Annotated in this window: 23 protein-coding genes; 9 read left to right on the top strand and 14 right to left on the bottom strand. The window is 59.1% G+C overall.

Going from position 1 to position 23,757, the window contains the following annotated elements; translation table 11 throughout:
* Positions 1-223 precede the first annotated feature (223 nt).
* Both Q1B40_RS22645 and Q1B40_RS22640 read left to right on the top strand, forming a co-directional pair.
* Positions 224-1,705, top strand: coding sequence for a YdiU family protein (locus Q1B40_RS22645; RefSeq protein WP_299820036.1), 1,482 nt, complete (start codon positions 224-226; stop codon positions 1,703-1,705).
* A 174-nt stretch (positions 1,706-1,879) separates the two neighbouring features.
* Positions 1,880-2,308, top strand: a complete 429-nt coding sequence (locus Q1B40_RS22640) for an HIT family protein (protein WP_299820033.1) — start codon at positions 1,880-1,882, stop codon at positions 2,306-2,308.
* Between the two features lie 62 nt (positions 2,309-2,370).
* On the opposite strand, the gene Q1B40_RS22635 is transcribed toward Q1B40_RS22640, so the two are convergent.
* The 4 genes from Q1B40_RS22635 to Q1B40_RS22620 form a co-directional block, all read right to left on the bottom strand.
* Positions 2,371-3,021: a glutathione S-transferase family protein gene (locus Q1B40_RS22635; protein ID WP_299820030.1), complete on the bottom strand. Its 651-nt coding sequence runs from the start codon at positions 3,019-3,021 to the stop codon at positions 2,371-2,373.
* Between the two features lie 37 nt (positions 3,022-3,058).
* On the bottom strand, positions 3,059-3,421 hold the full coding sequence (locus Q1B40_RS22630; RefSeq protein ID WP_299820027.1) for an AzlD domain-containing protein: 363 nt from the start codon (positions 3,419-3,421) through the stop codon (positions 3,059-3,061).
* A complete protein-coding gene (locus Q1B40_RS22625) occupies positions 3,418-4,179 on the bottom strand; it encodes an AzlC family ABC transporter permease (RefSeq protein ID WP_299820024.1) in 762 nt (253 codons plus the stop codon). The genes Q1B40_RS22630 and Q1B40_RS22625 overlap by 4 nt, the downstream gene beginning before the upstream one ends.
* A 91-nt stretch (positions 4,180-4,270) precedes the next feature.
* Entirely contained in the window at positions 4,271-4,975 is a 705-nt protein-coding gene (locus Q1B40_RS22620; protein WP_299820021.1) for an SDR family oxidoreductase, read from the bottom strand.
* A gap of 215 nt (positions 4,976-5,190) precedes the next feature.
* Between Q1B40_RS22620 and Q1B40_RS22615 the strand changes: the two genes are divergently transcribed.
* On the top strand, positions 5,191-6,606 hold the full coding sequence (locus tag Q1B40_RS22615; protein ID WP_299820018.1) for a patatin-like phospholipase family protein: 1,416 nt from the start codon (positions 5,191-5,193) through the stop codon (positions 6,604-6,606).
* Positions 6,607-6,719: 113 nt separating this feature from the next.
* Here the strand turns inward: Q1B40_RS22615 and clpA are convergent, their stop codons facing one another.
* From clpA to Q1B40_RS22600, 3 genes are all read right to left on the bottom strand, one after another.
* Positions 6,720-9,161: an ATP-dependent Clp protease ATP-binding subunit ClpA gene (gene clpA, locus Q1B40_RS22610; protein WP_299820015.1), complete on the bottom strand. Its 2,442-nt coding sequence runs from the start codon at positions 9,159-9,161 to the stop codon at positions 6,720-6,722.
* A gap of 12 nt (positions 9,162-9,173) precedes the next feature.
* The gene (gene clpS, locus Q1B40_RS22605) at positions 9,174-9,506 is read right to left on the bottom strand and encodes an ATP-dependent Clp protease adapter ClpS (RefSeq protein WP_068416230.1); all 333 of its coding nucleotides are present in this window, start codon (positions 9,504-9,506) and stop codon (positions 9,174-9,176) included.
* Between the two features lie 398 nt (positions 9,507-9,904).
* Positions 9,905-10,237 (bottom strand): phasin family protein, encoded by a 333-nt coding sequence (locus tag Q1B40_RS22600; RefSeq protein WP_068415966.1) that lies wholly within the window; start codon positions 10,235-10,237, stop codon positions 9,905-9,907.
* A gap of 617 nt (positions 10,238-10,854) precedes the next feature.
* Here Q1B40_RS22600 and Q1B40_RS22595 point away from each other — a divergent pair.
* Positions 10,855-12,489, top strand: coding sequence for a serine hydrolase (locus Q1B40_RS22595; protein WP_299820011.1), 1,635 nt, complete (start codon positions 10,855-10,857; stop codon positions 12,487-12,489).
* A 17-nt stretch (positions 12,490-12,506) separates the two neighbouring features.
* Here the strand turns inward: Q1B40_RS22595 and Q1B40_RS22590 are convergent, their stop codons facing one another.
* From Q1B40_RS22590 to Q1B40_RS22580, 3 genes are all read right to left on the bottom strand, one after another.
* The gene (locus Q1B40_RS22590) at positions 12,507-13,214 is read right to left on the bottom strand and encodes a DnaJ domain-containing protein (protein WP_299820008.1); all 708 of its coding nucleotides are present in this window, start codon (positions 13,212-13,214) and stop codon (positions 12,507-12,509) included.
* A 248-nt stretch (positions 13,215-13,462) separates the two neighbouring features.
* Positions 13,463-14,209 carry a VWA domain-containing protein gene (locus Q1B40_RS22585; protein ID WP_299820005.1) on the bottom strand — a complete coding sequence of 249 codons (747 nt, stop codon included), beginning with the start codon at positions 14,207-14,209 and terminating at the stop codon, positions 13,463-13,465.
* Between the two features lie 92 nt (positions 14,210-14,301).
* Complete coding sequence (locus Q1B40_RS22580) at positions 14,302-14,952, bottom strand: DUF2306 domain-containing protein (protein ID WP_299820002.1); 651 nt, start codon at positions 14,950-14,952, stop codon at positions 14,302-14,304.
* A gap of 80 nt (positions 14,953-15,032) precedes the next feature.
* Here Q1B40_RS22580 and Q1B40_RS22575 point away from each other — a divergent pair, with 80 nt between their 5' ends.
* Complete coding sequence (locus Q1B40_RS22575; RefSeq protein ID WP_299819999.1) at positions 15,033-15,647, top strand: TetR/AcrR family transcriptional regulator; 615 nt, start codon at positions 15,033-15,035, stop codon at positions 15,645-15,647.
* A gap of 96 nt (positions 15,648-15,743) precedes the next feature.
* Here Q1B40_RS22575 and Q1B40_RS22570 read toward each other — a convergent pair whose 3' ends face one another.
* The gene (locus Q1B40_RS22570; protein WP_299819996.1) at positions 15,744-16,178 is read right to left on the bottom strand and encodes a DUF1489 family protein; all 435 of its coding nucleotides are present in this window, start codon (positions 16,176-16,178) and stop codon (positions 15,744-15,746) included.
* Positions 16,179-16,299: 121 nt separating this feature from the next.
* Between Q1B40_RS22570 and Q1B40_RS22565 the strand changes: the two genes are divergently transcribed.
* The 3 genes from Q1B40_RS22565 (at position 16,300) to Q1B40_RS22555 (ending at position 19,081) form a co-directional block, all read left to right on the top strand.
* Entirely contained in the window at positions 16,300-17,184 is an 885-nt protein-coding gene (locus Q1B40_RS22565; RefSeq protein ID WP_299819993.1) for an NAD-dependent epimerase/dehydratase family protein, read from the top strand.
* A 185-nt stretch (positions 17,185-17,369) separates the two neighbouring features.
* Entirely contained in the window at positions 17,370-17,843 is a 474-nt protein-coding gene (locus Q1B40_RS22560) for a hypothetical protein (protein WP_299819990.1), read from the top strand.
* 482 nt (positions 17,844-18,325) lie between these two features.
* A complete protein-coding gene (locus tag Q1B40_RS22555; RefSeq protein ID WP_299819987.1) occupies positions 18,326-19,081 on the top strand; it encodes a DUF599 domain-containing protein in 756 nt (251 codons plus the stop codon).
* On the opposite strand, the gene Q1B40_RS22550 is transcribed toward Q1B40_RS22555, so the two are convergent.
* Together Q1B40_RS22550 and Q1B40_RS22545 are read right to left on the bottom strand one after the other, a co-directional pair.
* The gene (locus tag Q1B40_RS22550; protein ID WP_299819984.1) at positions 18,967-20,214 is read right to left on the bottom strand and encodes an adenylate/guanylate cyclase domain-containing protein; all 1,248 of its coding nucleotides are present in this window, start codon (positions 20,212-20,214) and stop codon (positions 18,967-18,969) included. The genes Q1B40_RS22555 and Q1B40_RS22550 overlap by 115 nt on opposite strands.
* A gap of 265 nt (positions 20,215-20,479) precedes the next feature.
* On the bottom strand, positions 20,480-21,277 hold the full coding sequence (locus tag Q1B40_RS22545) for a YdcF family protein (RefSeq protein WP_299819981.1): 798 nt from the start codon (positions 21,275-21,277) through the stop codon (positions 20,480-20,482).
* A 468-nt stretch (positions 21,278-21,745) separates the two neighbouring features.
* On the opposite strand from Q1B40_RS22545, the gene Q1B40_RS22540 reads away from it, so the two are divergent.
* Positions 21,746-22,147, top strand: coding sequence for a Clp protease ClpP (locus Q1B40_RS22540; RefSeq protein ID WP_299819978.1), 402 nt, complete (start codon positions 21,746-21,748; stop codon positions 22,145-22,147).
* An 812-nt stretch (positions 22,148-22,959) separates the two neighbouring features.
* Here the strand turns inward: Q1B40_RS22540 and Q1B40_RS22535 are convergent.
* On the bottom strand, positions 22,960-23,574 hold the full coding sequence (locus Q1B40_RS22535; protein ID WP_299819975.1) for an ATP-dependent Clp protease proteolytic subunit: 615 nt from the start codon (positions 23,572-23,574) through the stop codon (positions 22,960-22,962).
* Positions 23,575-23,757 lie beyond the last annotated feature (183 nt).

Raw genomic sequence — 23,757 nt, 5'->3', positions numbered from 1 at the left:
CTGATCGGAAAATTCGACCCTGAGGCGATAAAGGGAAATTATACACTAATAGCGTTGCGGTTTACAGCCGAAAATTCAAAGTGCCGTAGTCGTTGCGCATGATCGCTCGAAGAAACGGCTGCCGGATCTTGCGAAACGCAAACCCGATCCGCAGTATCGTTTACGCTGTCCATCGCACCTATATGTCTCCCATACTCAGGCAGACCAACCACCGGATTCGCAGATGACCGCCACACCGCCCCTTTTCCAGTTCGACAATTCCTACGCCCGGGACCTGCCCGGGTTCTATGTCACCTGGGAAGGAGCAAAGGTTCCCCGGCCGGAACTCGTTCTCTTCAACAGCCCCCTGGCAGAAGAGCTCGGTCTCGATCCGGCCGGCCTGGACACTGCCGACGGTGCGGCAATCTTCGCCGGCGTGACGCAGCCCAGTGGCGCCTCTCCCCTCGCCCAGGTCTATGCCGGCCATCAGTTCGGAGGCTTTTCACCGCAGCTTGGAGACGGCAGGGCCCTGCTGCTCGGCGAGGTCATCGACACGCATGGGCGGCGGCGCGATATCCAGCTCAAGGGCTCGGGCCCCACACCGTTCTCGCGCGGCGGCGACGGCAAGGCGGTCATAGGCCCGGTGCTGCGCGAATATATCATCGGCGAAGCCATGCACGCTCTGGGCATCCCGACGACGCGTGCCCTGGCCGCCGTGACAACCGGAGAAATGATCTACCGGGAAGGTCCGAAACCCGGCGCCGTCCTTGCCCGCGTCGCCGCAAGCCACCTGCGCGTCGGCACCTTCCAGTATTTCGCGGCCCGCGGCGAAACAGACAAGCTCCACCTTCTCGCTGACTATGCCATTTCCAGACACGATCCGGATCTCGCCGAAGACCCGGATCGTTTTCTCAAGTTTTTCCGCCGTGTCACGGAACGCCAGGCCGCGCTCATGGCCCGCTGGATACTCGTCGGCTTCGTCCATGGGGTCATGAACACGGACAACACCACGATCTCCGGCGAAACCATCGATTACGGCCCTTGCGCGTTCATCGACGCCTATGACCCGCAGGCCGTGTTCAGCTCCATCGATCACGGCGGGCGCTATGCCTTTGCCCGCCAGCCGCAAATCGCCCAGTGGAACCTCGCCCGCCTCGCCGAAGCACTGCTTGCCCTGATCGAGCCGGAAGACATGGACAAGGCGGTGGATCTGGCCGGTACGGAACTCGCCCGGTTCCCGGAGCTCTACAATGGGCACTGGCTGGAGGGCATGCGCGCCAAGCTCGGGCTTGAAACCGCTGCGGAAGGCGACATGGAGTTTTTCAAGGCGCTGCTGACCGTGATGGCCGAACAGGGCGTCGACTACACCCTGTTCTTCCGCGCTCTGGGTGCGGCTGCGGAAGGTGCGCCGGAAAAGGCGCGCGCACTCTTTGTCGATCCGACGGCCCTCGATCCCTGCCTGGCCGAATGGCGGCAAAGACTGGACGGGGAAGGACTTGCCCCGGCCCTTGTCAGGTCCCGCATGGATGCGGTCAACCCGATCTACATCCCCAGGAACCACAAGGTGGAAGACGCGCTGAGCGCGGCCGAAAAAGGCGACTACGCTCCGGTACAAAAACTTCTCGAAGTGCTGAAATCCCCTTTCACCGAAAGACCGGATCTTGAGGCCTACGCACAGCCTGCTCCGGACACCTTTGGTCCCTATCAGACATTCTGCGGCACCTGACTCCACACAGAATACCGTTTTCTTTCCAGGATTCGTGCAGCAAATTCCGCGCGGGACGCGAGGGAGCGCAAGTGGCAATCACTTGCCTCTTGCCCCCTTCCCGTCTGTCCGACTAGTCTCGCGCCAACAGCGCAAGCTGACCGACCTATGCCTTTGAAACGGGAATTTTCAGATATGCCCACGCCCGCTTACGACGACCAGAATGTCTTTGCCAAAATCCTGCGCGGCGAACTGCCGTGCCACAAGGTTTATGAAGATGACAAGACGCTGGTCATCATGGATATCATGCCGCGCGGAGACGGGCACATCCTGGTGGTCCCGAAAGCGCCCTCGCGCAACATTCTGGACATCGCTGGCGAAGACCTCAATGCCGTCATGGCCACGGTCCAGAAGATGGCGCACACCGTGATCAAGGCATTCGACGCGGACGGCACGACCATCCAGCAGTTCTCCGAACCGGCAGGTGGACAGGTGGTTTTTCATACGCATGTGCACGTGATCCCGCGCTTCGACGGCGTGCGGCTCAAACCGCATACCGGCGAAATGGCCGACAACGATCTCCTCGCCGCCCAGGCGGAAAAGATCCGCGCGGCGCTCGGCTAGAGCACTTCCCGGTCATACTGGGTCATTGGACGGGTGGTCTGGTGACCTGGAGCCCAAAAGCGTCAGGCAACACCTGCCTTTTCGGCCGCTTCCTGCTGCTCGGCCGCAAACCGCTGGTCGTCCTGAAGCACGGTTTGCGGCGCGAGACGCTGAAAGTAGCGGTCGGTAAAGGCCTTGAATTCCTCGAATTCCGGCACGATGCCGAAGGCCATGCCCCAGCGCAGCCCCGTGGCCCACAGAACGTCGACAGCGGTTATTCTTTCTCCCAGCACGTAAGGCCCCGTGGCAAGCTGCGCGCGCATGGTTTCCATCACCGTGTCGTAGCTGCCATAGGCCGACATCACGTGCGGGGCTTCTTCCCGTTTCATGGCACGGTCGATCAGGGCCGGCTCGAAACAGGACGCCATATAGACGAACCAGCGCAAATACGGCCCGCGCAAAGGATCGCTCAAGTCAGGCGCCAGACCCTTTTCCGGAGACAGATCCGCGAGATAGAGATAGATCGCGACCTGCTCGGTGACGACGGCCTCCCCGTGTCGCAGCACAGGCACCTTACCGACAGGATTTATGGCGAGGTAGTCCGGACGGCGGTTTTCGCCGAGCTTCAGATTGAGAACATTGAGTTTGTAAGGAGCGCCCAACTCTTCCAGAAGCACGCGTACACCGGTTGCGCGGGTCTGCGGGGCATAAAAAAGTTCCAGTTGATCAGACATGCCGGCCTCATGCGAGTGGAATTGAGTTCCTTCGCAATCAACCTAGCTTATCAAGGGCCAGCCAGCCACACAGCAGGAACGCCTCTGCTGACAGGACGCCGACAACAACTCTCTGCCGCGCAGCGAAAAAAGCAGCAAAACCAACTCCTGTCGCAGCCAGCCGCAGCCAGATCGGCGTGTCCGCCAGGACGCCTTGCGGAAACAGGATCAGTTTGGAAATAACCCCGGCAACGAGAGCGGTTGCAACGCAGCGAACCCAGATGAGCAGTTCGCCGTCTTCACGCAGCCTGCCGCCGGCGAAAACGCCCAGCCAGCGCCAGACGTCTGTGGCCAACCAGCCCGCCACGATGATCATCACGAAAGGCCACCACCAGGTCTCCGCAAGAAGCACATCCGTCATGTCAGCCCCCTGCGGTAAAGCCGCGTGCCGACATAGGCCAGGGTGCCGCCGACAAGGCCTGTCCAGAGAAGGTCAAGACCGGGAAAATAGATGAAGAACAGCGGCCCCAGGGCCAACCCGGCGATCATGGCGACCCTGTCGGCATTCAGCCGGGAAGCCCCCCACAGCGAACACAGGAAATAGACCGGCGTCAGCAGGAAGAGCGCTCCCGCCACGATGTCCGGCAGGCGTTCGACAAGCAGATAGGCAATCGCGGTCATGCAGAAGACGAAACTGGACACCGAGCCGCCGAAGCCGACAAAAAACGGCAGGCGCCCTTCTTTCGGCAGGTCCGGCAAGTGTTTCATCGCATAGACCCAGGCCGTTACCGCGACAAAATGGGAGGCAATGAGGAGCTGCCAGTTTCGGGTCTTGCCCGGCACCTTGATGAGCGGCATCAGCGCCATGGTCATCGGCATCAGCCGTACAGAGGCCAGCGCCACGGCAATTCCGGCCGGAAGCAGCCCCATACCGGAAGACAGCGCCCCGGTCAGGACCACGACCGACGGCAGCGCCCACACAAGGCCGGTCATGGCCAGCGTTTCGGCCAGAGTAAGCCCGGTCTCGCGCGCAAGACCGGCGTAGCCGACAAACGCCGCAGTGAGAATAAGAGCCGGAATGGAGATGGCGGCACGCGCTCCGCGCAACATCCAGATCCGGCCGGGAACCGGCGTGTCCGTCAGCAATTCCGGCCGCTCGGGCCTTTCAGGGACAGTCATTTCACAGGACTCGACGTAAGGTAGATAGTAAGGATGCCTTACCTTTTTCACGCAAAGCTGTCCAGCCCGACCAGTGGAAAGGCCGCCGGTATCAGACCGATCGGGTCAGGCCTCCGTCGATCCGGATATTCTGTCCGGTGATATAGGCTGCCTGCTCGCTGGCAAGATAGGAGATCAGGCTGGAAACCTCGTCGGAATGGCCATACCGGCCCATGGGAATACGGGCCTTGCGGTCAGCCGTTTCCGGCAGACTGTCGATGAACCCCGGCAGGACATTGTTCATGCGTATGTTCTGCGCCGCGAACTTGTCGGAAAACAGCTTGGTGAAAGCGGCAAGCCCCGCCCGGAACACTCCGGAGGTCGGAAACAGCGGATCAGGCTCGAAAGCGGCGAAAGTCGAAATGTTGATGATGGTGCCGCCGCCCTGCTGCGCCATCACCGGCGCGACAAGCCGGCTCGGGCGAATGACATTCATCAGGTAGACGTCCATGCCCAGGTGCCAGTCGTCATCGCTTATTTCCAGAATGTCCCCTTTGGGCCCATGGCCTGCGGAGTTCACCAGAACATCTATCTTTCCATAAGCTTCCAGTGACTTGTTGATAAATTCATTCAAGTCGTCGGCAACAAGGTTGGATCCCGTGAAACCGATCCCGCCCAACTCCTTCGCCAGCGCCTCCCCCTTGCCGGAGGACGACAGGATCGCGACCTTGAATCCATCTGCCGCCAATCGTCTGGCGGCATCCGCCCCCATCCCGGATCCGCCTGCCGTGATCACTGCAACTCTTGTCTCGGTCATCAACTGTCTCCTGCATCTCTGCACAAAAGTTAGGGACGCCAAAAGCAATCCGCAAATGATTTGAAGGAATGGAATCGATCAGGGATCTGAATGGGTAGAGCTGGGGCGCTGTACCGTTTTACCGGTTCGGCACTCCTATGCCCCGTTTCAAGAGGCGTGAATTGGGGTAGTATATACCACTGATTGATTTTTATTGTTTTTCAAAGGAAAGCGACATGCCGATCGGACTGGTTTTGGGCGGCGGAGCCCCGAATTTGCCGCTGATGAGCGGTGCATTGCTGGCGCTGGATGAAGCAGGTCTCCAGTTCAAGGTGATTTCCACCACCGGGGCCGGCATGCTCGCCGGGCTGCTTTATGCCTCGCCACAAAAGGCCGCTCCCGAAGACGACCTTGCGGCTACACGGCGAGAAGCGTTGAAAGCTACCCGCCTCATGGGCATCGACGACCTGATTTATCATTTCATGCCGGTCAACTTCAAAATCTTCCAGAAACCCGGCCCGATTGCCGAGGCCATGGCCCCGGCCTTCAATAGCTTCCTGTCCGCCTTTCCCAGGGAAAGGCGGGACCAGCGCCTGATGGGAGACTGGCTGGCTCTGGTCACCGCGACGATGATGCCATCCAATCTGAGCACGAAGAGCAAGGGGCTTTGCCAGGCGCCGTCCTGGATCGAGGCAATGGTCGATTTCGACGATCTGGTGAAAAATCTTGGTGAAACCCGCTTCCGTCTTGGCGCCTACAGCGTCGAGGACAGGGACGAGGTCACGTTCAACCGGGAAGACATCACCATCGACCACTGCAAAGCCGCACTCGCGATGCCCTTCATCTATGAGCCTTACAAACTCAAAGATCCGAAAACCGGCGAGGAAAAGACTTATCTGGAGGGCTCCGCCTTCGATCCCCTCAAGCTCGATCCAGATGATGTCATGGTCGAACACGACATCGATACCATCATCTTCTTCGACATACTCGGCCACCGCAGGCTGATTGACGAGCCGCGCGACCTGACCGACGCCTGGGTCCAGTCGATCATTGCCCCTCTCACCAGGCTAGCCGAAAACAGCGTCACCTCCTTCAAATCAAAGCGGGACCTGCATGCAAGGGAGCGCTTCCTGAAGCAGTTGGACGGCATCATGGATCTTGCCGAGAGCGACCCCAGAGCCTTTCAAAAGCAGCGCAAGCAGGCGCGCAATGACCAGGAGCTTTACGAGCTGGTCGACCTGCTCGGCAGCGCGGATGTGGACCTGGCGGCGTTCGACGATCGCGCCCAGGCCTATCTCGATCAGAACCCGGATCCCGAGCTGGCCAAATTCGTGGGGCTGGCGCTGACCGATTATCGCGCCTTCGTGCTGAAGCGCGAGGCATTCCTGAAAAAGCGGGAAAAGGCGCTGGGCGGCAAATCCATTTGCAAGAAAACCCACAGCAGCCGCTCGGAACTGCTCAGAATGCCCTTCCGCCGGCACATTCCGGAAGAGCATTGGCCGAAAGTCCTCGACTGGAGCCATTCCAACATGTCGATGCTTTTCGACATCGGCTACGAGACCGGCAAAAGCTTTGTCGCCAACCACAAGGAGCGACTGGAAAGCAGCATGGGAAAGACACTCGCAAGGGAACCGGAGCGAGCGTCGGTCTGAACATCTTTCCGGGCCTGTCGATTGCCCGGCGAGACCTGCGAAAAGGACAGATTTACGCCGAAAAACGAAAAAAGCCCCGGAATTTCCGGGGCTTTTTGATGTGATGCAGCGCTTTAATCGGCCAGCGGAACCTTGGGAACCATGCTCTTCTTCGCGGAGCCGCCTTTTCCGGCGGGTGGCTTTGTGTCCTTGGCGGCGACGGACTTTGCCGCGGGCTTGCGCTTGCGCTTCGGCTTCGGTTTGGCGCTCGCCTTGGGTTTCGGCGGTGTCGCCCGCTCCTCGATGCTTTCCAGCAACAGGCCCTTGCTGTCCTCGGAAACGGACACCTTGACCATGCCGCCCTTTTTCAGCTTGCCGAACAGAACCTCGTCCGCAAGCGGCCGCTTGATATGTTCCTGGATGACCCGGCCAAGCGGGCGGGCCCCCATCTGGTTGTCATACCCCTTGTCGGCCAGCCATTTGATCGAGTCTTCCGTCAGTTCGAAGGTCACACCGCGATCTGCGAGCTGAACTTCGAGCTGCATGACGAACTTCTCGACGACCTTGTAAACCACTTCCATCGGCAGATTGCCGAACGGAATGATCGCGTCGAGACGGTTGCGGAATTCGGGCGTGAACAGCTTGTTGATGGCTTCCGTGTCGTCGCCTTCCCGCTTCACGCGGTTAAAGCCGACCGGCATCTTCTCCATGTCCGCCGCGCCCGCATTGGTCGTCATGATCAGGATGACATTGCGGAAATCGACCTGCTTGCCGTTGTGGTCGGTCAGCTTGCCGTGATCCATCACCTGCAACAGGATGTTGAACAGATCCGGATGGGCCTTTTCGATCTCGTCGAGCAGCAGCACGCAATGCGGATGCTGATCGATACCGTCGGTCAGCAGTCCTCCCTGGTCGAAGCCGACATAGCCCGGAGGCGCGCCAATCAGGCGGGACACCGTGTGTCGTTCCATATACTCCGACATGTCGAAGCGGATCAGTTCCACCCCGAGCGACAGGGCAAGCTGGCGAGCAACTTCCGTCTTGCCGACGCCGGTCGGGCCTGAGAACAGATAGCTGCCGATCGGCTTGTCCGGTTCGCGCAGGCCCGCACGGGCGAGTTTGATCGCCGACGCCAGCGTGCCGATGGCGGCATCCTGGCCGTAGACCACACGCTTCAGGTCCTTTCCGAGATTTTCCAGAACTTCCGCGTCGTCCTTGGAAACGGACTTCGGCGGGATCCGCGCCATGGTGGCGATGGTGTTCTCGATTTCCTTCACACCTATGGTCTTGCGACGCCGGGCTTCGGGCACCAGCATCTGCGAGGCACCGGTTTCGTCAAGCACGTCGATCGCCTTGTCCGGCAGCTTCCGGTCGGAAATGTATTTCGCCGACAGTTCGACTGCCGTCTTGATGGCGTCGTTGGTGTAGCGGACCTTGTGGAAGTCCTCGAAATAGGGCTTCAGGCCTTTCAGGATATCGATCGCATCCGGAATCGACGGCTCATTGACGTCGATCTTCTGGAAGCGACGGACAAGCGCCCGGTCCTTTTCGAAGAACTGCCTGTATTCCTTGTAGGTCGTCGAGCCGATGCAGCGGATCGCACCCGATGCCAACGCCGGCTTCAGCAGATTGGAGGCGTCCATTGCCCCACCTGACGTCGCGCCCGCACCGATCACGGTGTGGATCTCGTCAATGAACATCACCGCGCCGGGATAGTCCTCGATTTCCTTGACCACCTGTTTCAGGCGTTCCTCGAAATCGCCACGATAGCGGGTGCCGGCCAGCAGCGAGCCCATATCGAGCGAGAAGATGGTCGCGTCCTTCAGGACCTCCGGCACGTCGCCGTTGACGATACGATGCGCAAGTCCTTCGGCGATGGCTGTCTTGCCGACGCCGGGATCACCCACGAAAAGCGGGTTGTTCTTCGAGCGGCGGCACAGGATCTGGATCGTGCGCTGGATCTCGCGGTCGCGGCCGATCAGCGGGTCGATCTTGCCATTGATCGCCTTCTCGTTGAGATTGACGCAATAGGCTTCCAGCGCATCGGTTTTCTGGTTGGCCTTTTTCTCCGATTCGGCACCGGGCAGCACATCTTCCTCGTCCGCCCCGTCCACCGGGCGTGCCTCGGACATGCCGGGGCGCTTGGCGATCCCGTGAGAAATGTAATTGACCGCGTCGTAGCGGGTCATGTCCTGGTCCTGCAGGAAATAGGCGGCATGGCTCTCGCGTTCGGCAAAGATTGCCACAAGCACATTCGCCCCGGTCACCTCTTCGCGTCCGGAAGACTGGACGTGGATCACTGCGCGCTGAATGACACGCTGGAACCCGGCCGTGGGTTTGGAATCCTCGTCGCTGTCGGTGACAAGGTTGTCCAGCTCGGTCTCGACATATTCAACGAGATTCCGGCGGATCGTATCCAGGTCGACATTGCACGCGCGCATGACAGCGGCGGCGTCCTGATCGTCCAGCAATGCCAGAAGAAGATGTTCAAGCGTCGCGTATTCCTGCTGGCGCTCATTGGCGAAAGCCAGCGCCTGATGCAGGGCTTTTTCAAGACTGCGTGAGAAAGAAGGCACTTGCGTTTGTCCTCACTTTTTTTCCATGACGCATTGCAAAGGATGCTGATGCTTACGCGCGAAGTCCATCACCTGGGTCACTTTCGTCTCCGCGACTTCGTAGGAGAATATTCCGCATTCTCCTACGCCGTGATGGTGAACATGCAGCATGATGCGGGTCGCCTCTTCCCTGTTCTTCTGAAAGAAACTCTCCACGACGTGAATGACGAACTCCATGGGAGTATAGTCATCATTTAACAGCAGCACACGATAGAGATTGGGCCGCTTGGTAACTGTTTTGGTGCGGGGGATAACAACCGTTCCGGCGTCTCCACCGTCATTGTCATAATCTGAACCCGCCGACATTGCCGCTTCTACCGCCTCTATAACTCCGGCCATCACCATTCCCTGCTCCGGCTCAGCCATGACCGGCCGGTCCACAGTTTGGTCCCACAACGCACCCCGCGCCGCCGGTCGGCATTTTCGTGATGTTAATCCTGCCGCGCAAGTCGCGCTCGCGCAATGGTCGATTTCATCAACATTCCGGAATACGGCGCATTTGGAGGGTGCGCCCATTCGTTGGACCTGAATGTAGGTGTCCGGAAAGAAATTAAAAGATGGGAGAGAAAGGCATTTCCGCATGCGTCCGGTCATGGCGACCCGGACAAACCACCGCAGGGTAAAACTGTGCATATACGAAAAAACCCGGCTCAAGAAGCCGGGTTTCAGTCAATTCGCCTTCAAGCGGCGGATGTAAACGGCAGTTATTTCGCCATTTTACCCAGCACGCCTTCGTAGGGCTTGTAGGCATCCTTGGAAAGGTCGGTCATCATTTCGCCGATCTTTGTCATCTCGCCGACAAAACCTTCATATGCGGTCTTGAAGTAGTCAGCCTGAGCTTCGAACGCCTTGTCGAGAGACTTGGAGGCAACCAGCTTTTCAACCGCTGCGGAACCGTCTTCGAAGGACTTCTTCTGGTAGTCGACAACCTCGGCGGCGATCGCCTGAAAGCCCTTGTTCATGGAACCGAAGGTTTCCATGGCCAGGTCCATATTCTCTTTGCTCAGTTTCTGCATTTCTTCAAAGTTGCTCATTATACCTTGCCCTTAGTTTTCAGCGAACCGGGTTCGGAGGCAGCCAATGGCCCAGAGACCTCCGCGGTGCGCGTATCGCGTTACCTGCAGTGTTTTTTGATAATGCACTGCACAATTACTGTCAAGGTGATTTTGCAGTGCAACAACAACCCCTACGGGTAAATACAGACATGAATGATGTTTCGTGTTCTGGCTCCCGAGCAGCAAAAGGCGTGCATTCTCGGCTTCGCCCCCAGACAAAGGAAATGCCGCCGTCTTTGTGCAGCACAGCTCTAATACTAAAACAATTTCCGCAAACATCGACTTACATAAAATTCTCTTGAAATAAACACATAGATTCAACCAATCCTATTGAGTTACAAAGAAAAAATTCCCAAAAATACTTAGGTTGATATGTTTTTAAACTTGAGATGCATTTTAACGAAAGATTAACCCTGTCGAAAAACTATTTTTTAATGTGCTTTTTATGCTGACTATTTACACATTCGTAACCGTGTTTCCCTCAAATGTCCGTGGAACATTGGAGCAGCCGGTTTGAATCGCTAGGGGGTTGAGATCCGACCCGGCCCGCTCCAGACACGAACCACCTGACCCTGAATGGGATAGTAACTGTGTTTGGTATGCGTATTCTTCAAAATGCCCGGGCGATTGGCCGCGCGGCAAAAATCCTGACCCTCGGCGTCCTTCTCTTCAGCGTCCCGGCAACGGCTCTGGCCAACCCGAAATATGCGGGTATCGTGGTCGACGCGAAGACTGGCAAGACGCTTTACTCCTCATCTGCCGACTCCTATCGCTACCCGGCTTCGCTCACCAAGATCATGACCCTTTATGTGGTCTTCGAAGAGCTGGAGGCCGGACGGCTGACCCTGGATTCCCGTCTCAAGGTTTCGAAATACGCCTCGGGGCGCCCACCATCGAAACTTGGTCTGAAGCCCGGTGAGACCATCAAGGTAAAAGACGCGATCCTCGCGCTGGTAACGAAATCGGCCAACGACGTCGCGTCGGTCATTGCCGAGAATATCGGCGGCTCGGAACGCACGTTCGCCGAACGCATGACCCGCACCGCGCGCCAACTGGGCATGAGCAAGACGACCTTCAAAAATCCGCATGGGCTGCCGGATTCAGGCCAGCGTACCACTGCAAGAGACATGGCAACGCTCGGCCGTGCAATCCAGGAACGCTTTCCCAGCTACTACGGCTACTTCAAGACCCGCGCCTACAAATACAAGGGCCGGACCTACGGCAACCACAACAAGCTGCTGGGCCGGGTGAAGGGCGTGGACGGAATCAAGACCGGATATATTCGCGCCTCCGGATTCAACCTTGTCACCTCCGTCAACCGCGACGGCCGCCATATTGTCGCTGTGGTCATGGGTGGAAAGACCGGGGCGTCCCGCAACGCCCAGATGACCAAGCTCATCAACAACTATCTGTCCAAGGCCAGCCGCGGACCGAAAACGGCACCTGCAATTGCTGTCCGTGACATCGCACCGACCTTTGTGGCCGCCGCGCTTGAAAACCCGCCTCTCCCGGCCGCCAAGCCCGGAAGCGAACCGGCCCCGGCCGCAGGCACGCCCATGGTGCTCGCATTCAATCCGCCCGCCACAGCCTCCGTCGTGCCGATGCCGGCCCCGGCAACCGTGCCAGGTTTCGGAGATGCAGTGCCTCTGCCGCCGAAAATGATCAAGCAGCGCCTCGACTCGTCCTTCGCCGTTGCAAATTCCCTGCCGCCGATCCCGCCGGAAAGTCCCGACGCGCCTCTGACCACGAATTCAATTTCCGAAACCGCCCTGCGCCAGGCTGCCCGCGACAAGGCCGCCCGGACCGGCAGCCTCCAGGTTGCCTCCGCATCGGCGCAGCCGTTCAAGACCGTCAACGTGGAGACTATCCGGGTCGATCCCACTCCGGTCGCAACGATCAGTGCGCAAATCGCCGAAGCGGCAGAAAACGCCACGGAGACCGAAGAGGATTCCGTGACGGTCGCCACCAGCGATACGCGTGACATCGAGCCGGGCTGGCAGGTTCAGATTGCTGCTGCGGAAACGGAAGGTCAGGCCATCACGATGCTCAAGAACGCCAAGGCCAGGACCGGTGCCGCTCTGCGTGGCCGGTCACCTTATACCGAACCTGTCGAAGCCAACGGGCAAACCCTGTACCGGGCGCGTTTCGTGGGCTTTGAAACGAAATCTGCAGCCTGGAATGCCTGCAAGAGCCTGAAATCTGCAAAATATGCCTGCTTCGCCATCTATCAGTAACTGCGTAACGGATGCCGTCAATGTCTTCTGAGAAGCGTGTCTTTAGCCTCGTTGATTTTCGCCGCGAGGAAACCGGAGCCGCCCTGGTCGGGGTGAACTCTCTTCATAAGCCGGCGGTGCGCGGCTCGAATTTCCGCGTCCCCGGCGTCGGAAGAAAGCCCCAGGATCTGGTAGGCCTCCTCATCTGTCATGGGGCCCGCGCTCGCCGCGCTTCTCTGCCGATCTGTTCCATCAGACTGGAAGTGTTCACGCCAACCGGCAAGCCGGCGGTCGAGATAGGCTTCGACTAACTTCTGGCTCTGTTCGTCCTGGCCTGTTTCGCGCCAGAAGGCCTGTAAGTCATCTTCGCTCAGATCGTCCAGCCCGCGGCCCTGAAAGCCGCCGGCCAGCACGGTCCCGGTCATGACACCGGTGTCATGGTCAAGCTCCATTTCAAGCATTGCGGTGCGGACCCGCGATTGCTGACCGGAAGCCTTCGTCGGATTGTACCCGCCCGTGAGGCCGCGCAGGCCCGAAAGCCCCATAACAGACAGCCCGAGCCCGAAGAGCGGTATTGCAAAGACAAACCGTCCGCCGAATGCGAAGACGGCCGCAATGGCGATCAATAAGATGCCGCCATAGATCCGGAGCTTGCGCGCCAGCTCCTTCGGATTGGCGTTGACGAAGGCCTGGCCTGCCGCCAGAAGCACCACCAGCAGAATTCCGCTGATCAGAAGATAGATCATCCGGCGATCCCTAATCCTGTTGTCGATTGCCGCCAGTATACCGCCATGGCTCAGCCTCCCTGCTAACCCACCCTGCCCGTTTCAGGTCGAACCATCTCAGGTCAACGCGATAACGGACATCGTTGAGAGGGCTTTCTGACAGGAGCGCCCCCTGGAACTCCAAGAGGCCCGGCTTGCGGCAATTCGCCGGAAAAGGCAACCGGCAAGCAAACCACCGCGAGCCTGTCCCGGAAATCCGGATCGCGAGATCACTTCCGGCTGGGCTTCAGCTGTTCCAGCAGCAACCGGGCACCCTGGCCGCCCTGCTTCTCCAGTGCCTGGAGCGCCGTATGTCCGCCGCTGGCGAAAACGGCGACGGCCTTGAGCAGATCCGCCAATTGCTTTGCTGAACCGGCATCGAACGGGCAATAAGCACCGTTGGTCAGCCGCGCCATTTCACGGAACGCCCGCTCGGCGACGCTGTCACGCCCCTCCTGAAAGAGGAACATCGGGACACCAAGCAACCCCAATTGCCCGGCCTTGTCGCACAGGAGGTCGACATCCTCTTCCATGCAATCACCGACATAAACCAGCGCCGCGATCTTTTCCTTGTCCGCCGCGCCCAGAGCCGCCGTCAGGACCTTGCGGATCTGCGTGCGGCCGCCCTGGCAGGCAATGCCGCTCATGGCACGCGCCAGAGCTTCTCCACTTTCGAACCAGCGCGAAGCCCGGCACTCGCCGAAGCCGCGGAAATAGACAAGCTTGATCTTCAACCCGCCGATCTTGTCGGACGCCTGAAACATTTCCGCCTGGATCTGACACGCCTGGTCCCAGGTCGGTTGCCGGCTCATGGTGGCGTCCAGGGCAAAGATCAGCCGGCCGCCGCGACCGGTCGTCGGTATTTTCCGAACTTTCTCCAGAAAGGCGGCAACATCCGAATCGGCAGATGGTTTGTCCGGGCTCTGATCCTGCCGAACGAACGGAACCTTTGTGCTTTTGCCGGTTGGTGCCACCACGGGCTATGTCCTCCTGCCTTTTTCTATCCTTCAAACTGGGACCGGAAGCCGGGTTTGGCAAGCGCCCTTGCGGTGAAGCATTGCCTGCCCCGTCAATTGGCGACAGCAATCCCCGCGCCATGTCGGCCTCCGGCAGCACGGAAAAATCGCAGATAGACTTCAACGGCAAGCGCATTGGGAACCCAGCAGGCCCAGGCAATCAGGGAATACGCCGTTTCAAAGTCGGCATCGAACGCCATGGCTATTCCCAGATATAGGCGCAATGTCACTGCGGCGAACGTCAGTGCGGCAGAACGCAGCATCCAGGCCTTGTGACGCGCGAAATCCCGCCGCACGGCAAACGCCAGGCCTGTCGCTGTCGTTGCTATCCACACCACGGCCAGCAAACCGAAGCCGGTGCCAGCAAAACTCCCCGCCGTTGTGTGAAAGGCAAGTTGGAGACCAGCAACACCGGACACGAAAATCGCGGCGACATAGACCCGCCCGAGCCAACGGTGAACCACAGGCCGCCGCAGTCTGAGCCCTGCCCAGAACTGGAACGGCATCACCGCCAGCGCGAGGGGCGCCCCCCCGATATGGGCGTAGAGCGCCAGGGCGTTGCCATCGAGATTATGTGCCATGTGCTCCATGGCCTGCGTCACCCCCAGGGGCACGAACCGATACGAAACGACGGAAATCACCACCGACAGCACCGCCATGGTGACATATCCGCCCCTGCCGCAAATCCTCAAGAACCGTTCCACTGCGCACCTCCAATCAAACTTGACACTGTCAAGATAAGTCGTGACTTGACAGTGTCAAGTCGATGCGTGATGAAGTTTTCATGAAAACATCCGCTTCACCCGCGCGCCGTCCACGGGACGGCACACTCAGGACAGCTCTTGTGGATGCGGGCGTCGCCCTGTTGCGCACACGCGGTGCCGATGGTCTTTCCTTGCGGGAATGCGCGGCACAAGCGGGTGTGTCCCACGCGGCGCCCGCCTATCATTTCAAGAACCTCGCCGGCCTTTCGACCGCCATCGCGGCGCGCGGCTACAGTCTTTTCTGCCAGGCCATGACGGCTCGACTGGCACGTGCCGAAGATTCACCGACGGCTCGTCTGAACGCGATCTGCCACGGCTATCTCGATTTTGCGAGCGCCCAGCCGGAACTGTTTCTGTTCATCTTTTCCGGCCAGCAGTTCGACAAGGAAAACGAGGATTTCGCGAAGCACTCCTCGAATGCCTACGCAATCCTGCGCAAAGCCTGCGCCCCCTTTGTGCGGCCCGGCGCGGAACCTGAAGAGGTCGAGATCCTGGTCTGGTCCGTCGTGCACGGCTACGCGCATCTCACCATGACCCGCAAGGCCGACAATCCCAGGTTCCTGCAGAGCTGGCCGAAACTGGATCTCCTGCTCGAGCACCTCGACAGAGCCCTGGAAAAGTCCGTCAAGACTTGATGGCCGAAAAAGACAATTCCTGCCGGAAGCGTCCGCTGGCGCATATTGCGTTGAATTGAATTCGGGAAACCATGAAGCGCCTGAAGGCGATGCGCTTTAAAGAAGACAGAGGTCTGTCAGATCGCGGCGCATGGCGTCGGGCATGGACTGCGCGCTGCCGCCGATCCGAAGATCGGCCGGTGCATCTGTCGCTTTCAGGTACCGCCAGCCCTGAAAGGGCCTTCTGGGCTGATATTGCGTCAGCACCAGCCGCGGTTCCATCACCAGATCGCACCGCTTGACGCCCGCCTGGTCGGTAAACGGCCTGATATCGAGAAGATGCTGGCGTGCCTGAATTTTGCCCTTGATGACCCAGAAAAGTGACCCGCCGTCCAGCAGCTCATCCTTTCGCGTCGGCACCATGCGCGTCGTGTGGGTTGTCTCCTCGGCGAGCCCCGCCATGCGAGCCTGCTCCATCCTGAAATCGATCCAGGCTTGCAGAGACTCGACGCTGTCCGCGCCCACACAGAGTTTCACCAGATGCAAGGTCATCCCCCTGACGTAACAGGCCTGCCGGCAAGGTCAAGCAGCTGCCGGGCCGCAGTGGTGGATTTTGCACAGGCGCAAACAGGTTGATCTTGCACCGCACTGCCGAAAAGAGTTCTCTTTGACCATGGATGTTTTTGTAACGGGCGGTACCGGCCAGATCGGTGCCGCCGTGGTGAAACGACTGATTGGCGAAGGCGTCAGGGTTATCGGCCTGGCTCGTTCCGACACTGCTGCGGAACAGCTGCGAGCATCGGGCGCCAGCGCTTATCCGGGCGACCTGCGCAGCCCTGAAAGCTGGGTCGGCAGGGCAGCCTCCTGCGATGCGGTCATTCACACCGGCGCAACGTTCACGGAAGATATGGGACGGATCGACCGTCAATCCATGCTGGCCCTCAAACAGGCGGCAAAACACCGAAAACAGCCTCTGAAGATCGTCTATACGGGCGGTATCTGGCTCTTTCCGGCCGTGTCGGGCACCCGGCTTATTACCGAAAAGACCCCCTTTGCTCCCCTGCCCGCCTTCCGTTTCATGACGGAGACCATCCGGACGCTCTCCAACGGTACAGACCTGAACCTGGCAGTCGTCCATCCGGCCCTGGTCTGCAGCCGCACCGCCGGCCCGATCGCGGACATGACCCGGGCGCTCGGCAAAAACCTCCCGTATGAAACGCGCGCCACGCCGGACACGCTCTGGCCCTTGGTGGAAGCAGACGATCTTGCAGCGCTTTACGCGCTGGCGCTCCGCCAGCCGCGCTTCAGGATGTCGCTCATCGCAAGTGGCATTCAGGGCATTTCGGTCGCGCATCTCGCATCCCACATTTCCGCAAGGCATGGACTGCAGCTGGACATCGCGACACAACCGGTTCCCGATGACGCAAAGCCGGATACGGATTGGCAGGCAGGTTACGCCTTGTCACAGTCCGTCGATATACAGCACGCCCGTCGCGCCACCGGCTGGCAGCCGGACCATTCCACGATCGAAGATCTTGTCGTGGCGCTTTCCAGATAGAATTGCTTATCGAACAATGCGACATGTCCCGGAATATCGGACGCTCGATCAAAACTTTTTAAAGTTTTAGCCAGCTACAATACCGAACATGCCAATTCCGGGATCCCGCGATGCCTCGATTATTTGCAGCAATACTGGCTGTTATTTTTTTTGCCGCCCCGCTTCAGGCAGGAAGCGATCATCCGGTGGGCGAATTCCGCGTGATCAATTCCAGCGGATTTGTTGAAAGGGACGGTGTCCGCCAGGATCTCGAAACGGACCGAACCGTCGCGATAGCGAACATCTCCCGCGATACGGATGACAATGTGATCGTTGCGATCAACGGATCCACAATCCGTCTTCACACGTTGAAAAACGGACTGGACGCGCTTGAGTGGAATGCTCGGGGAACGGCGATGTTGCACAAGGCCGATATTCAGGCGCTCATGAACGACCGAGCTCCTGCCGATATCCCGGCGTGGGGCTCGGAACTTGACTGGCCGGGTCTTGGACCGGTTCAAATGGTCCTGCTGCCGTTCGGCTTCTCCGCCTATACAGGTTTTCTGATCAGCCACCCCGGCGACAAGACAGTGGTCAGGGAAATGGAGTTCCGACAGATTTTCGGTCCGGCGGACCGGCCGCAGTTTTCAGTCAATTCCCACACCGGCGAATTTGAATAGGGTTGCCGCCGGGCAGAACCTGCAAGGTGAAAACGAAAAAGGCGCAGCCTGCCGCTGCGCCCTTGTTCTGAAAACCTTCCGCTGGCCTTATTTGGCTGCGGCGATGGCTTGTTGAGCACTCTCCACATCGTTGAACAGGAGAACCATCGTCAATGCGATACCAACTGCAGCGACAGTCCAAAGAGTGACGCTCCAACAAGATTTCTGCACGTTTTCGTCCATTAAAGCCCTACATTTTTGTTTTGGGTGCCTGGCCCCCTGTGGCCGTGAATGTGGCACCTTTGAGGCGAGGAGGTAAACGATCCCTTACCATTTCGCAAGTGCAAAAAAAGTGCACCAGCAATGCCATTTTTGCGGGTCTCGGATTCCTCATATTATTCATGCGTTTATTGTATCAAACTGACCTTTGGAGCCGCCGGGCCAACTCTGCTATGAGTTCACGATCCGGTTGCGCTCCCAACTGAACGACTGAAAGGCTCGCGATGCATCCCCTCACACAATTGGACCTGGCTGCTGCGGCATGGTTCCTCTTCGCCTGGCTCGGGTTCAATTTCCTGATCGATATCAGTCCTTTGCGCGGCAAGACACTGTCGTCCACGATGGATCAGTACCGGCTCGACTGGATGACGGCGATGTGCACACGCGAGGTGCGTATCATGGACACATCCATCATGGCGGGACTTCAGCAGGGAACCGCCTTTTTCGCCTCGACCGCACTTCTTGCGATCGGCGGCGGGTTCGCCCTTCTGGATGCGACCGAACGCATCCTGCAGGTTGCCGGCGACCTTTCAATCCCGGTTGCGGACAGCAGGGCGCTTTGGGAAATCAAGGTTCTGGGCCTGATGACGATATTCGCCTACGGCTTTTTCAAATTCGGCTGGGCCTATCGGCTTTTCAATTACTCCAGCATCGTCATGGGAGCCGTTCCGGAGCGGGGCAAGGCGAGCGAAGAAACGATCCACGCCATGGCGAAACAGGCGGGCGAACTCAACGTTCTGGCCGGCCGCCACTTCAACCGCGGCCAGCGGGCGCTGTTCTTCGCGATCGCCTTTCTCGGCTGGTTTGCCGGTCCCTACGTCTTTGCCGGCGCCACCTTAGCGGTGCTGATCGTGCTGCTACGCCGTCAGTTCGCCTCACGTGCCCGCAAGGCGGTGCTGTCCGGGCAATACCCGGTCATTGCGCCTGCCGACAAGTCGGGAGAATATACCGCGACGGGGTCGTCAAATCCCTTCACCTGATACTTGCCGAAAAGGCCCGAGCGGCAGCCCATGATCTCCGCAAGCGCGTCGGAGACCAGAACCTGGCGTTCCAGGTCCTTGGCAAGTTCCGCGATGCGCGCCGCCAGATTGACCGCCGGACCGACCACGGTAAAGTCGAGCCGGGTTTCGCTGCCGACGTTGCCGTAAAAAACATCTCCGGCATGCAGAGCGATGCCGACGCTCATGTCCGGTGTCGCGGAACACTTGTTGGAATTGTTGATCTCGTCAATCCGCTCCAGCGTCTCCTGAGCTGCGAGCAATGCCTGAACCGCAGCTTCCCTGGCTTCCTCAGACGTTTCGAAGGGAAAAATCGCCATCACTTCATCACCGATAAACTTCAGAACCTCGCCGCCATGGGCTTCCACGGCCGCGGTCATCGCGCCAAAATACTTGTTCAGGAAAACAATGATCTTGTCCGCCGGCAACGTGTTGGACAGCCGCGTGAAGCCACGGATGTCGGCAAAGCTCACCACCGCCTTGATCCATTCGCCGTCTCCCCGGCGCGTGGTGCCGTCAAGAACCTTCAGGCCGGCACGGCGCCCGACATAGGTCTCAAGAACGGTTTCCGCCGTCCTGCGCAGCGTTTTCAGTTCACAGACAAGCGCCAGTGGCCGGATGAGCGAGTCCAGCACACTCAAGTGAGACGCCGTAAAACCGCCCGGTGCCTTGGTCGCGAAAGAAACGACCTTGACCGACCCGTCGGAGAACGGCAGCGGCAGGGCAATGTAGTCCGTGTAGCCCTTCTCGCGAAGCTCGGTGGCTATCGGATATTGATCCGTCGCCGCCTGTTCCTTGGCGATTTCAACACGAACGCCCTTCAGGGTCTCGTGTACCCGCTTGATCGGGCTGGCGGCATAGCCCTCTTCCTCGTTCCGGTCGGCTTTGTAGAGCAACAGGTCCTTCGTTCCATCGCTGGTCCACACGGAGCCCTCGGCGCGCACATTGGGATGCACCACCCAGATGGCCGTGTTCACACGGTCCACCGGCACCTTGCCGTTGCGCAGGCGCTGCCCGAGTTCGCTGACAATCTCCAGCGTGTCCTTGAGATGAGACGCATCGCTGTAAAGCCACTGAACGATGTCCGCCGCAACAATCGGCGCTTCTAGCACCATCCGCCCGTGTCCTTTCAACTAGCCTGGCCACCCGGAAAAAACCGTCCGATGCGACCGCATATCCTGTCTGCATTCAGTGAACGCAGCCGGTTCCAACACTTTAAAACCGAAAATTTTACTGCCCATGACGGCACCGAAGCAGCCGGAAGGCCGATCCCTTTCCCGACGCCTGCATATTCTGCAGCCACTATATGGTGAGACTCAGGCAGGTGTAAAAGGGTCTGGTTGTGAATTCCGCATCTTGAGGCGAAGCGTCTTTCCCCCATCAGGGACCGGGAAAGACCGCCGTGCTCCGCCCGCTTATCCAGTAGGCAACAAGCCCTATCCATTCCCGGAAAGCGATGTCGAACCGGCGAAGTCCCTTCGACGCCCCGTCAAAGCCGAGCGTCAGATCCTCTTTCCCGCGCGTCCGGTAATCAACAGGATATGCCGTGATGCCGGTCCAGCCCGCCATCTCGAAAACTCCCATCGACCGCGGCATGTGATAGGCGGAGGTAACGAGAAGCCATCTCTGTCCGGGCCCGGGATTGACAAGCTCCCTGGTGAGAACCGCATTTTCCCACGTGTTGCGCGCGGCATCTTCCAAAACCACTCTGTCGGCTGCAATGCCGAAATCCTCAAACAGGCGAGCGGCCCCTTCCGCTTCGGTTGCCTGGGATGCGACGATGACGCCCTGTCCGCCCGTGTGAATAACCCTGGCGGCGGGCAACTGGCTGGCAAGGCGCGCGGCAATCGTTATGCGTTCGCCGGACGTGGTCAGCGCCGTGTCGCCGCGCGCACCGGTCACGATGGTATCGACCGCGCCCCCCAGCACGATGATACCGTCATAGCCGGTCAGCTCCGTGGGCTTGGGAAAGCGTTCCTCCAATGGCAGTATCAGCCAATTGGCGGCCGGAGAAAATCCTGCGATCAAAAGGCCCAAAACACCGGCCCAGGCGAACAACTGTCCGGTCTTACGCCATCTGGTGACAGCGCTCACGATCAATCCGGCAAGAACCAGCGCAATCAGGAAATTGGAAGGCTGAATGAGAAAATAGCCGATCCGGGCCATGTAGAAAAACATTGAAGGGCTCCACCGCTGGACGTCTCGCAAGTCCCACAAGGATCGCTGCAAACCGGCTTTTTTGAGACCCGGGCCTGAGAATGGCTCAGCAGGAGCAACTGCCCACCGAAAAGCATCGTTCCAGTGGAACCTGCCGGAGGCCCGGGTCAGTCGACAGCCGAATTCATCCGGTTTCTGTTTTCACACGCCCGGCCAAAAACCGACCAGATCGAGAAAAAAGCTGCCGGTCTAGGCAATGTAATATTTCTGTTATCCCAACCACACATTTTACCGGTATCTCGCGTCCCGCTTCGCTCAGGAATTGGCGGTTTCCGTTGCAGCACACCCAAGCGCAGCAGGACCTCTAACCCACTGCAGAAAAAAGAGACTTCGCTGCAAAGGCAACAACCGTGATCCGCGTCACATGCCCCGTGTCGGAATTACGGCAGTTAATGGGCATCGTTTCGTAGGCAGTCGAGGATAAGCCAGATGACACTCTATATGAAACTCGGTGGGCGCAGAGCATTCATGCAGGCTATGCCACGCTTGCAGGCCCGTCTGGAACAGGATTCCTGTTTCGATCTCTCCAAATTCCGCCATGAGTTCGAAAAATCGGACGACCTGAGCGAGTTCCTGATCTTCCTGTTCGGCGGAGCACCGTTCTACGAGGGAAAACCCGTCACCAAATTGCTGTCGCCGGTCTGTCCCTCCCAGGAAGTCTATCAACGCTTTGTCGACCACCTCGTGGCGGCATTTTTCGATGGCCGCGCGTCGGATGAGGAAGCCGAGTTGCGCAACCTGATGGAGCGCCTGCGCCCTCAGGTGCTCAACCCGAAACCCGTGGCGCCCGTCCTGGTCTATTCGGCCAAACGGGAAACCTTGAGCGCGTAAGGCGACGCACGCCCGCAACGCTTGCGATTGCGATCAAGCGGAGCCTTCGCAAGGCACAAACGCAAAACGCCGGAGGATGATCCTCCGGCGTTTCTGTGTATCGACAACCCACTGTTGTCATCAACTCTGTTGAGTGAACTGAGAAGCTGAATACCACCCTCGGCTGTCACCCCGGCCAAGCGCAGCGCCGAGCCGGGACCCACTCATTCGCAGAGGCTCTGTTGGGTGTCTCCAAGGCCGCTTCCCATATAGCGCTCGGGACAAACATACGGCGAACAATTGCGAAGTATTCTGCAGAATCTCTCGTGAAAAACACACCATTTTCAGCAAGCAGCACCGCGAGTAGGCCCCGGGTCTCCGCTTCGCTGCGCCCGGGGTGACACCCGGTGCAAAGGAGCGCTGCCAAATCAAGTACGTAAATGCGTGGGCTTGCGCAGAGGAGTGGAATGCCTCCTCCGGATACCGCGGGCCCGCTTGCAGCAGCAGCCCCTCGGTTGTCTTCCCGGACGGTCTGCAGCGATAGCTGCATGGCCAGATCCGGGATCCAGACATATTTCGCGCCACAGGCGCGTCCTGTCTCGTGATCTCAGCCGCTTGATCGGTCGAGTGCTCGCATGCGCTCGCGCTGACACGCTGGTTTCCGGATCAGCGTGCAGCATCGCTGCACTTGTCCGGAAAGACGAACTGAGAGTTTGTAAACAAAATGAAACGCCGGAGGATCATCCTCCGGCGTTTCGGGTTTTCTCGAGCATTCCGGCGTCTTCAGGTGATCCGGGAAATGCGTCGGCGCTTTAAGAGCGACCGGCTGATCGTCAGCCCAGTTCGTCGACAGTGGTGACGACCTTGCCGACCAGACCGTATTCGATCCCTTCGGACGGGCTCATCCAGTAGTCGCGATCGGTATCTTTTTCGATCCGTGCGATGGGCTGCCCCGTCGCATCGGCGAAGATCTTGTTGAGGCGATCACGCATCTTGATGATTTCCCGGGCCTGGATTTCGATATCCGTGGCCATGCCGCCGGCGCCACCGGACGGCTGGTGCAACAGGAAGCGGGTGTTCGGGGTGCAGAAGCGCTTGTCCTTCGGCACGGAGACATAGATCAGCGCGCCGGCGCTGGCGACCCAGCCCATGCCCAGGATCCGGACTTCCGGCGCGACGAACTTGATGGTGTCGTGGATCATGTCACCGGATTCGACATGACCGCCCGGAGACGAGACGATGACCGTGATCGGATCGTTGGAAACCTGTGCCAGTGCAAGAAGACGGGCGCAGACGTCGCGGGCCATCTCCTGGTTCACCTGGCCGGTGATCAGCACTGTCCGCGCTTCGAACAGATGCTTGTCGACCTGAATCGACGGCTGGCTCTTGGCTTTGTCCTCTTCGTCTTCGTCGAGGCGTGCAGGCACCGTGGTCGAATAGTTTTTCATGCGCAGGATTAAGCTCCCTTGGCTGCTGTGCCGGTAATACCGGCGCTTTCTGAGGCATCCCGTGTTCCTTTGAACCCGGACTGCCCGTTCATTTTCTGGTTCGCGGGGGCGATTCCACCGCCACGGCATTTGTCCATGTGTATGCCAAGTGACGGGCGCTCGCAAATCATGAGACCGTCAATA

The sequence above is a fragment of the uncultured Roseibium sp. genome (assembly GCF_947496995.1).
Lineage (GTDB): Bacteria > Pseudomonadota > Alphaproteobacteria > Rhizobiales > Stappiaceae > Roseibium.
Note: the sequence above shows the minus strand (reverse complement) of the source record. Positions and strands in the feature narration are given on the sequence as shown.

Coding starts and splice junctions, on each gene's coding strand:
- Q1B40_RS22595 (WP_299820011.1), top strand. CDS start 10,855: ATGCGTATTCTTCAAAATGCCCGGGCGATTGGCCGCGCGGCAAAAATC.
- Q1B40_RS22590 (WP_299820008.1), bottom strand. CDS start 13,214: ATGATCTATCTTCTGATCAGCGGAATTCTGCTGGTGGTGCTTCTGGCG.
- Q1B40_RS22550 (WP_299819984.1), bottom strand. CDS start 20,214: ATGGTGCTAGAAGCGCCGATTGTTGCGGCGGACATCGTTCAGTGGCTT.
- Q1B40_RS22540 (WP_299819978.1), top strand. CDS start 21,746: ATGACACTCTATATGAAACTCGGTGGGCGCAGAGCATTCATGCAGGCT.
- Q1B40_RS22615 (WP_299820018.1), top strand. CDS start 5,191: ATGCCGATCGGACTGGTTTTGGGCGGCGGAGCCCCGAATTTGCCGCTG.
- Q1B40_RS22640 (WP_299820033.1), top strand. CDS start 1,880: ATGCCCACGCCCGCTTACGACGACCAGAATGTCTTTGCCAAAATCCTG.
- Q1B40_RS22570 (WP_299819996.1), bottom strand. CDS start 16,178: ATGACCTTGCATCTGGTGAAACTCTGTGTGGGCGCGGACAGCGTCGAG.
- Q1B40_RS22545 (WP_299819981.1), bottom strand. CDS start 21,277: ATGTTTTTCTACATGGCCCGGATCGGCTATTTTCTCATTCAGCCTTCC.
- Q1B40_RS22635 (WP_299820030.1), bottom strand. CDS start 3,021: ATGTCTGATCAACTGGAACTTTTTTATGCCCCGCAGACCCGCGCAACC.
- Q1B40_RS22620 (WP_299820021.1), bottom strand. CDS start 4,975: ATGACCGAGACAAGAGTTGCAGTGATCACGGCAGGCGGATCCGGGATG.
- Q1B40_RS22575 (WP_299819999.1), top strand. CDS start 15,033: ATGAAAACATCCGCTTCACCCGCGCGCCGTCCACGGGACGGCACACTC.
- clpS (WP_068416230.1), bottom strand. CDS start 9,506: ATGTCGGCGGGTTCAGATTATGACAATGACGGTGGAGACGCCGGAACG.
- Q1B40_RS22565 (WP_299819993.1), top strand. CDS start 16,300: ATGGATGTTTTTGTAACGGGCGGTACCGGCCAGATCGGTGCCGCCGTG.
- Q1B40_RS22555 (WP_299819987.1), top strand. CDS start 18,326: ATGCATCCCCTCACACAATTGGACCTGGCTGCTGCGGCATGGTTCCTC.
- Q1B40_RS22630 (WP_299820027.1), bottom strand. CDS start 3,421: ATGACGGATGTGCTTCTTGCGGAGACCTGGTGGTGGCCTTTCGTGATG.
- Q1B40_RS22625 (WP_299820024.1), bottom strand. CDS start 4,179: ATGACTGTCCCTGAAAGGCCCGAGCGGCCGGAATTGCTGACGGACACG.
- Q1B40_RS22535 (WP_299819975.1), bottom strand. CDS start 23,574: ATGAAAAACTATTCGACCACGGTGCCTGCACGCCTCGACGAAGACGAA.
- Q1B40_RS22645 (WP_299820036.1), top strand. CDS start 224: ATGACCGCCACACCGCCCCTTTTCCAGTTCGACAATTCCTACGCCCGG.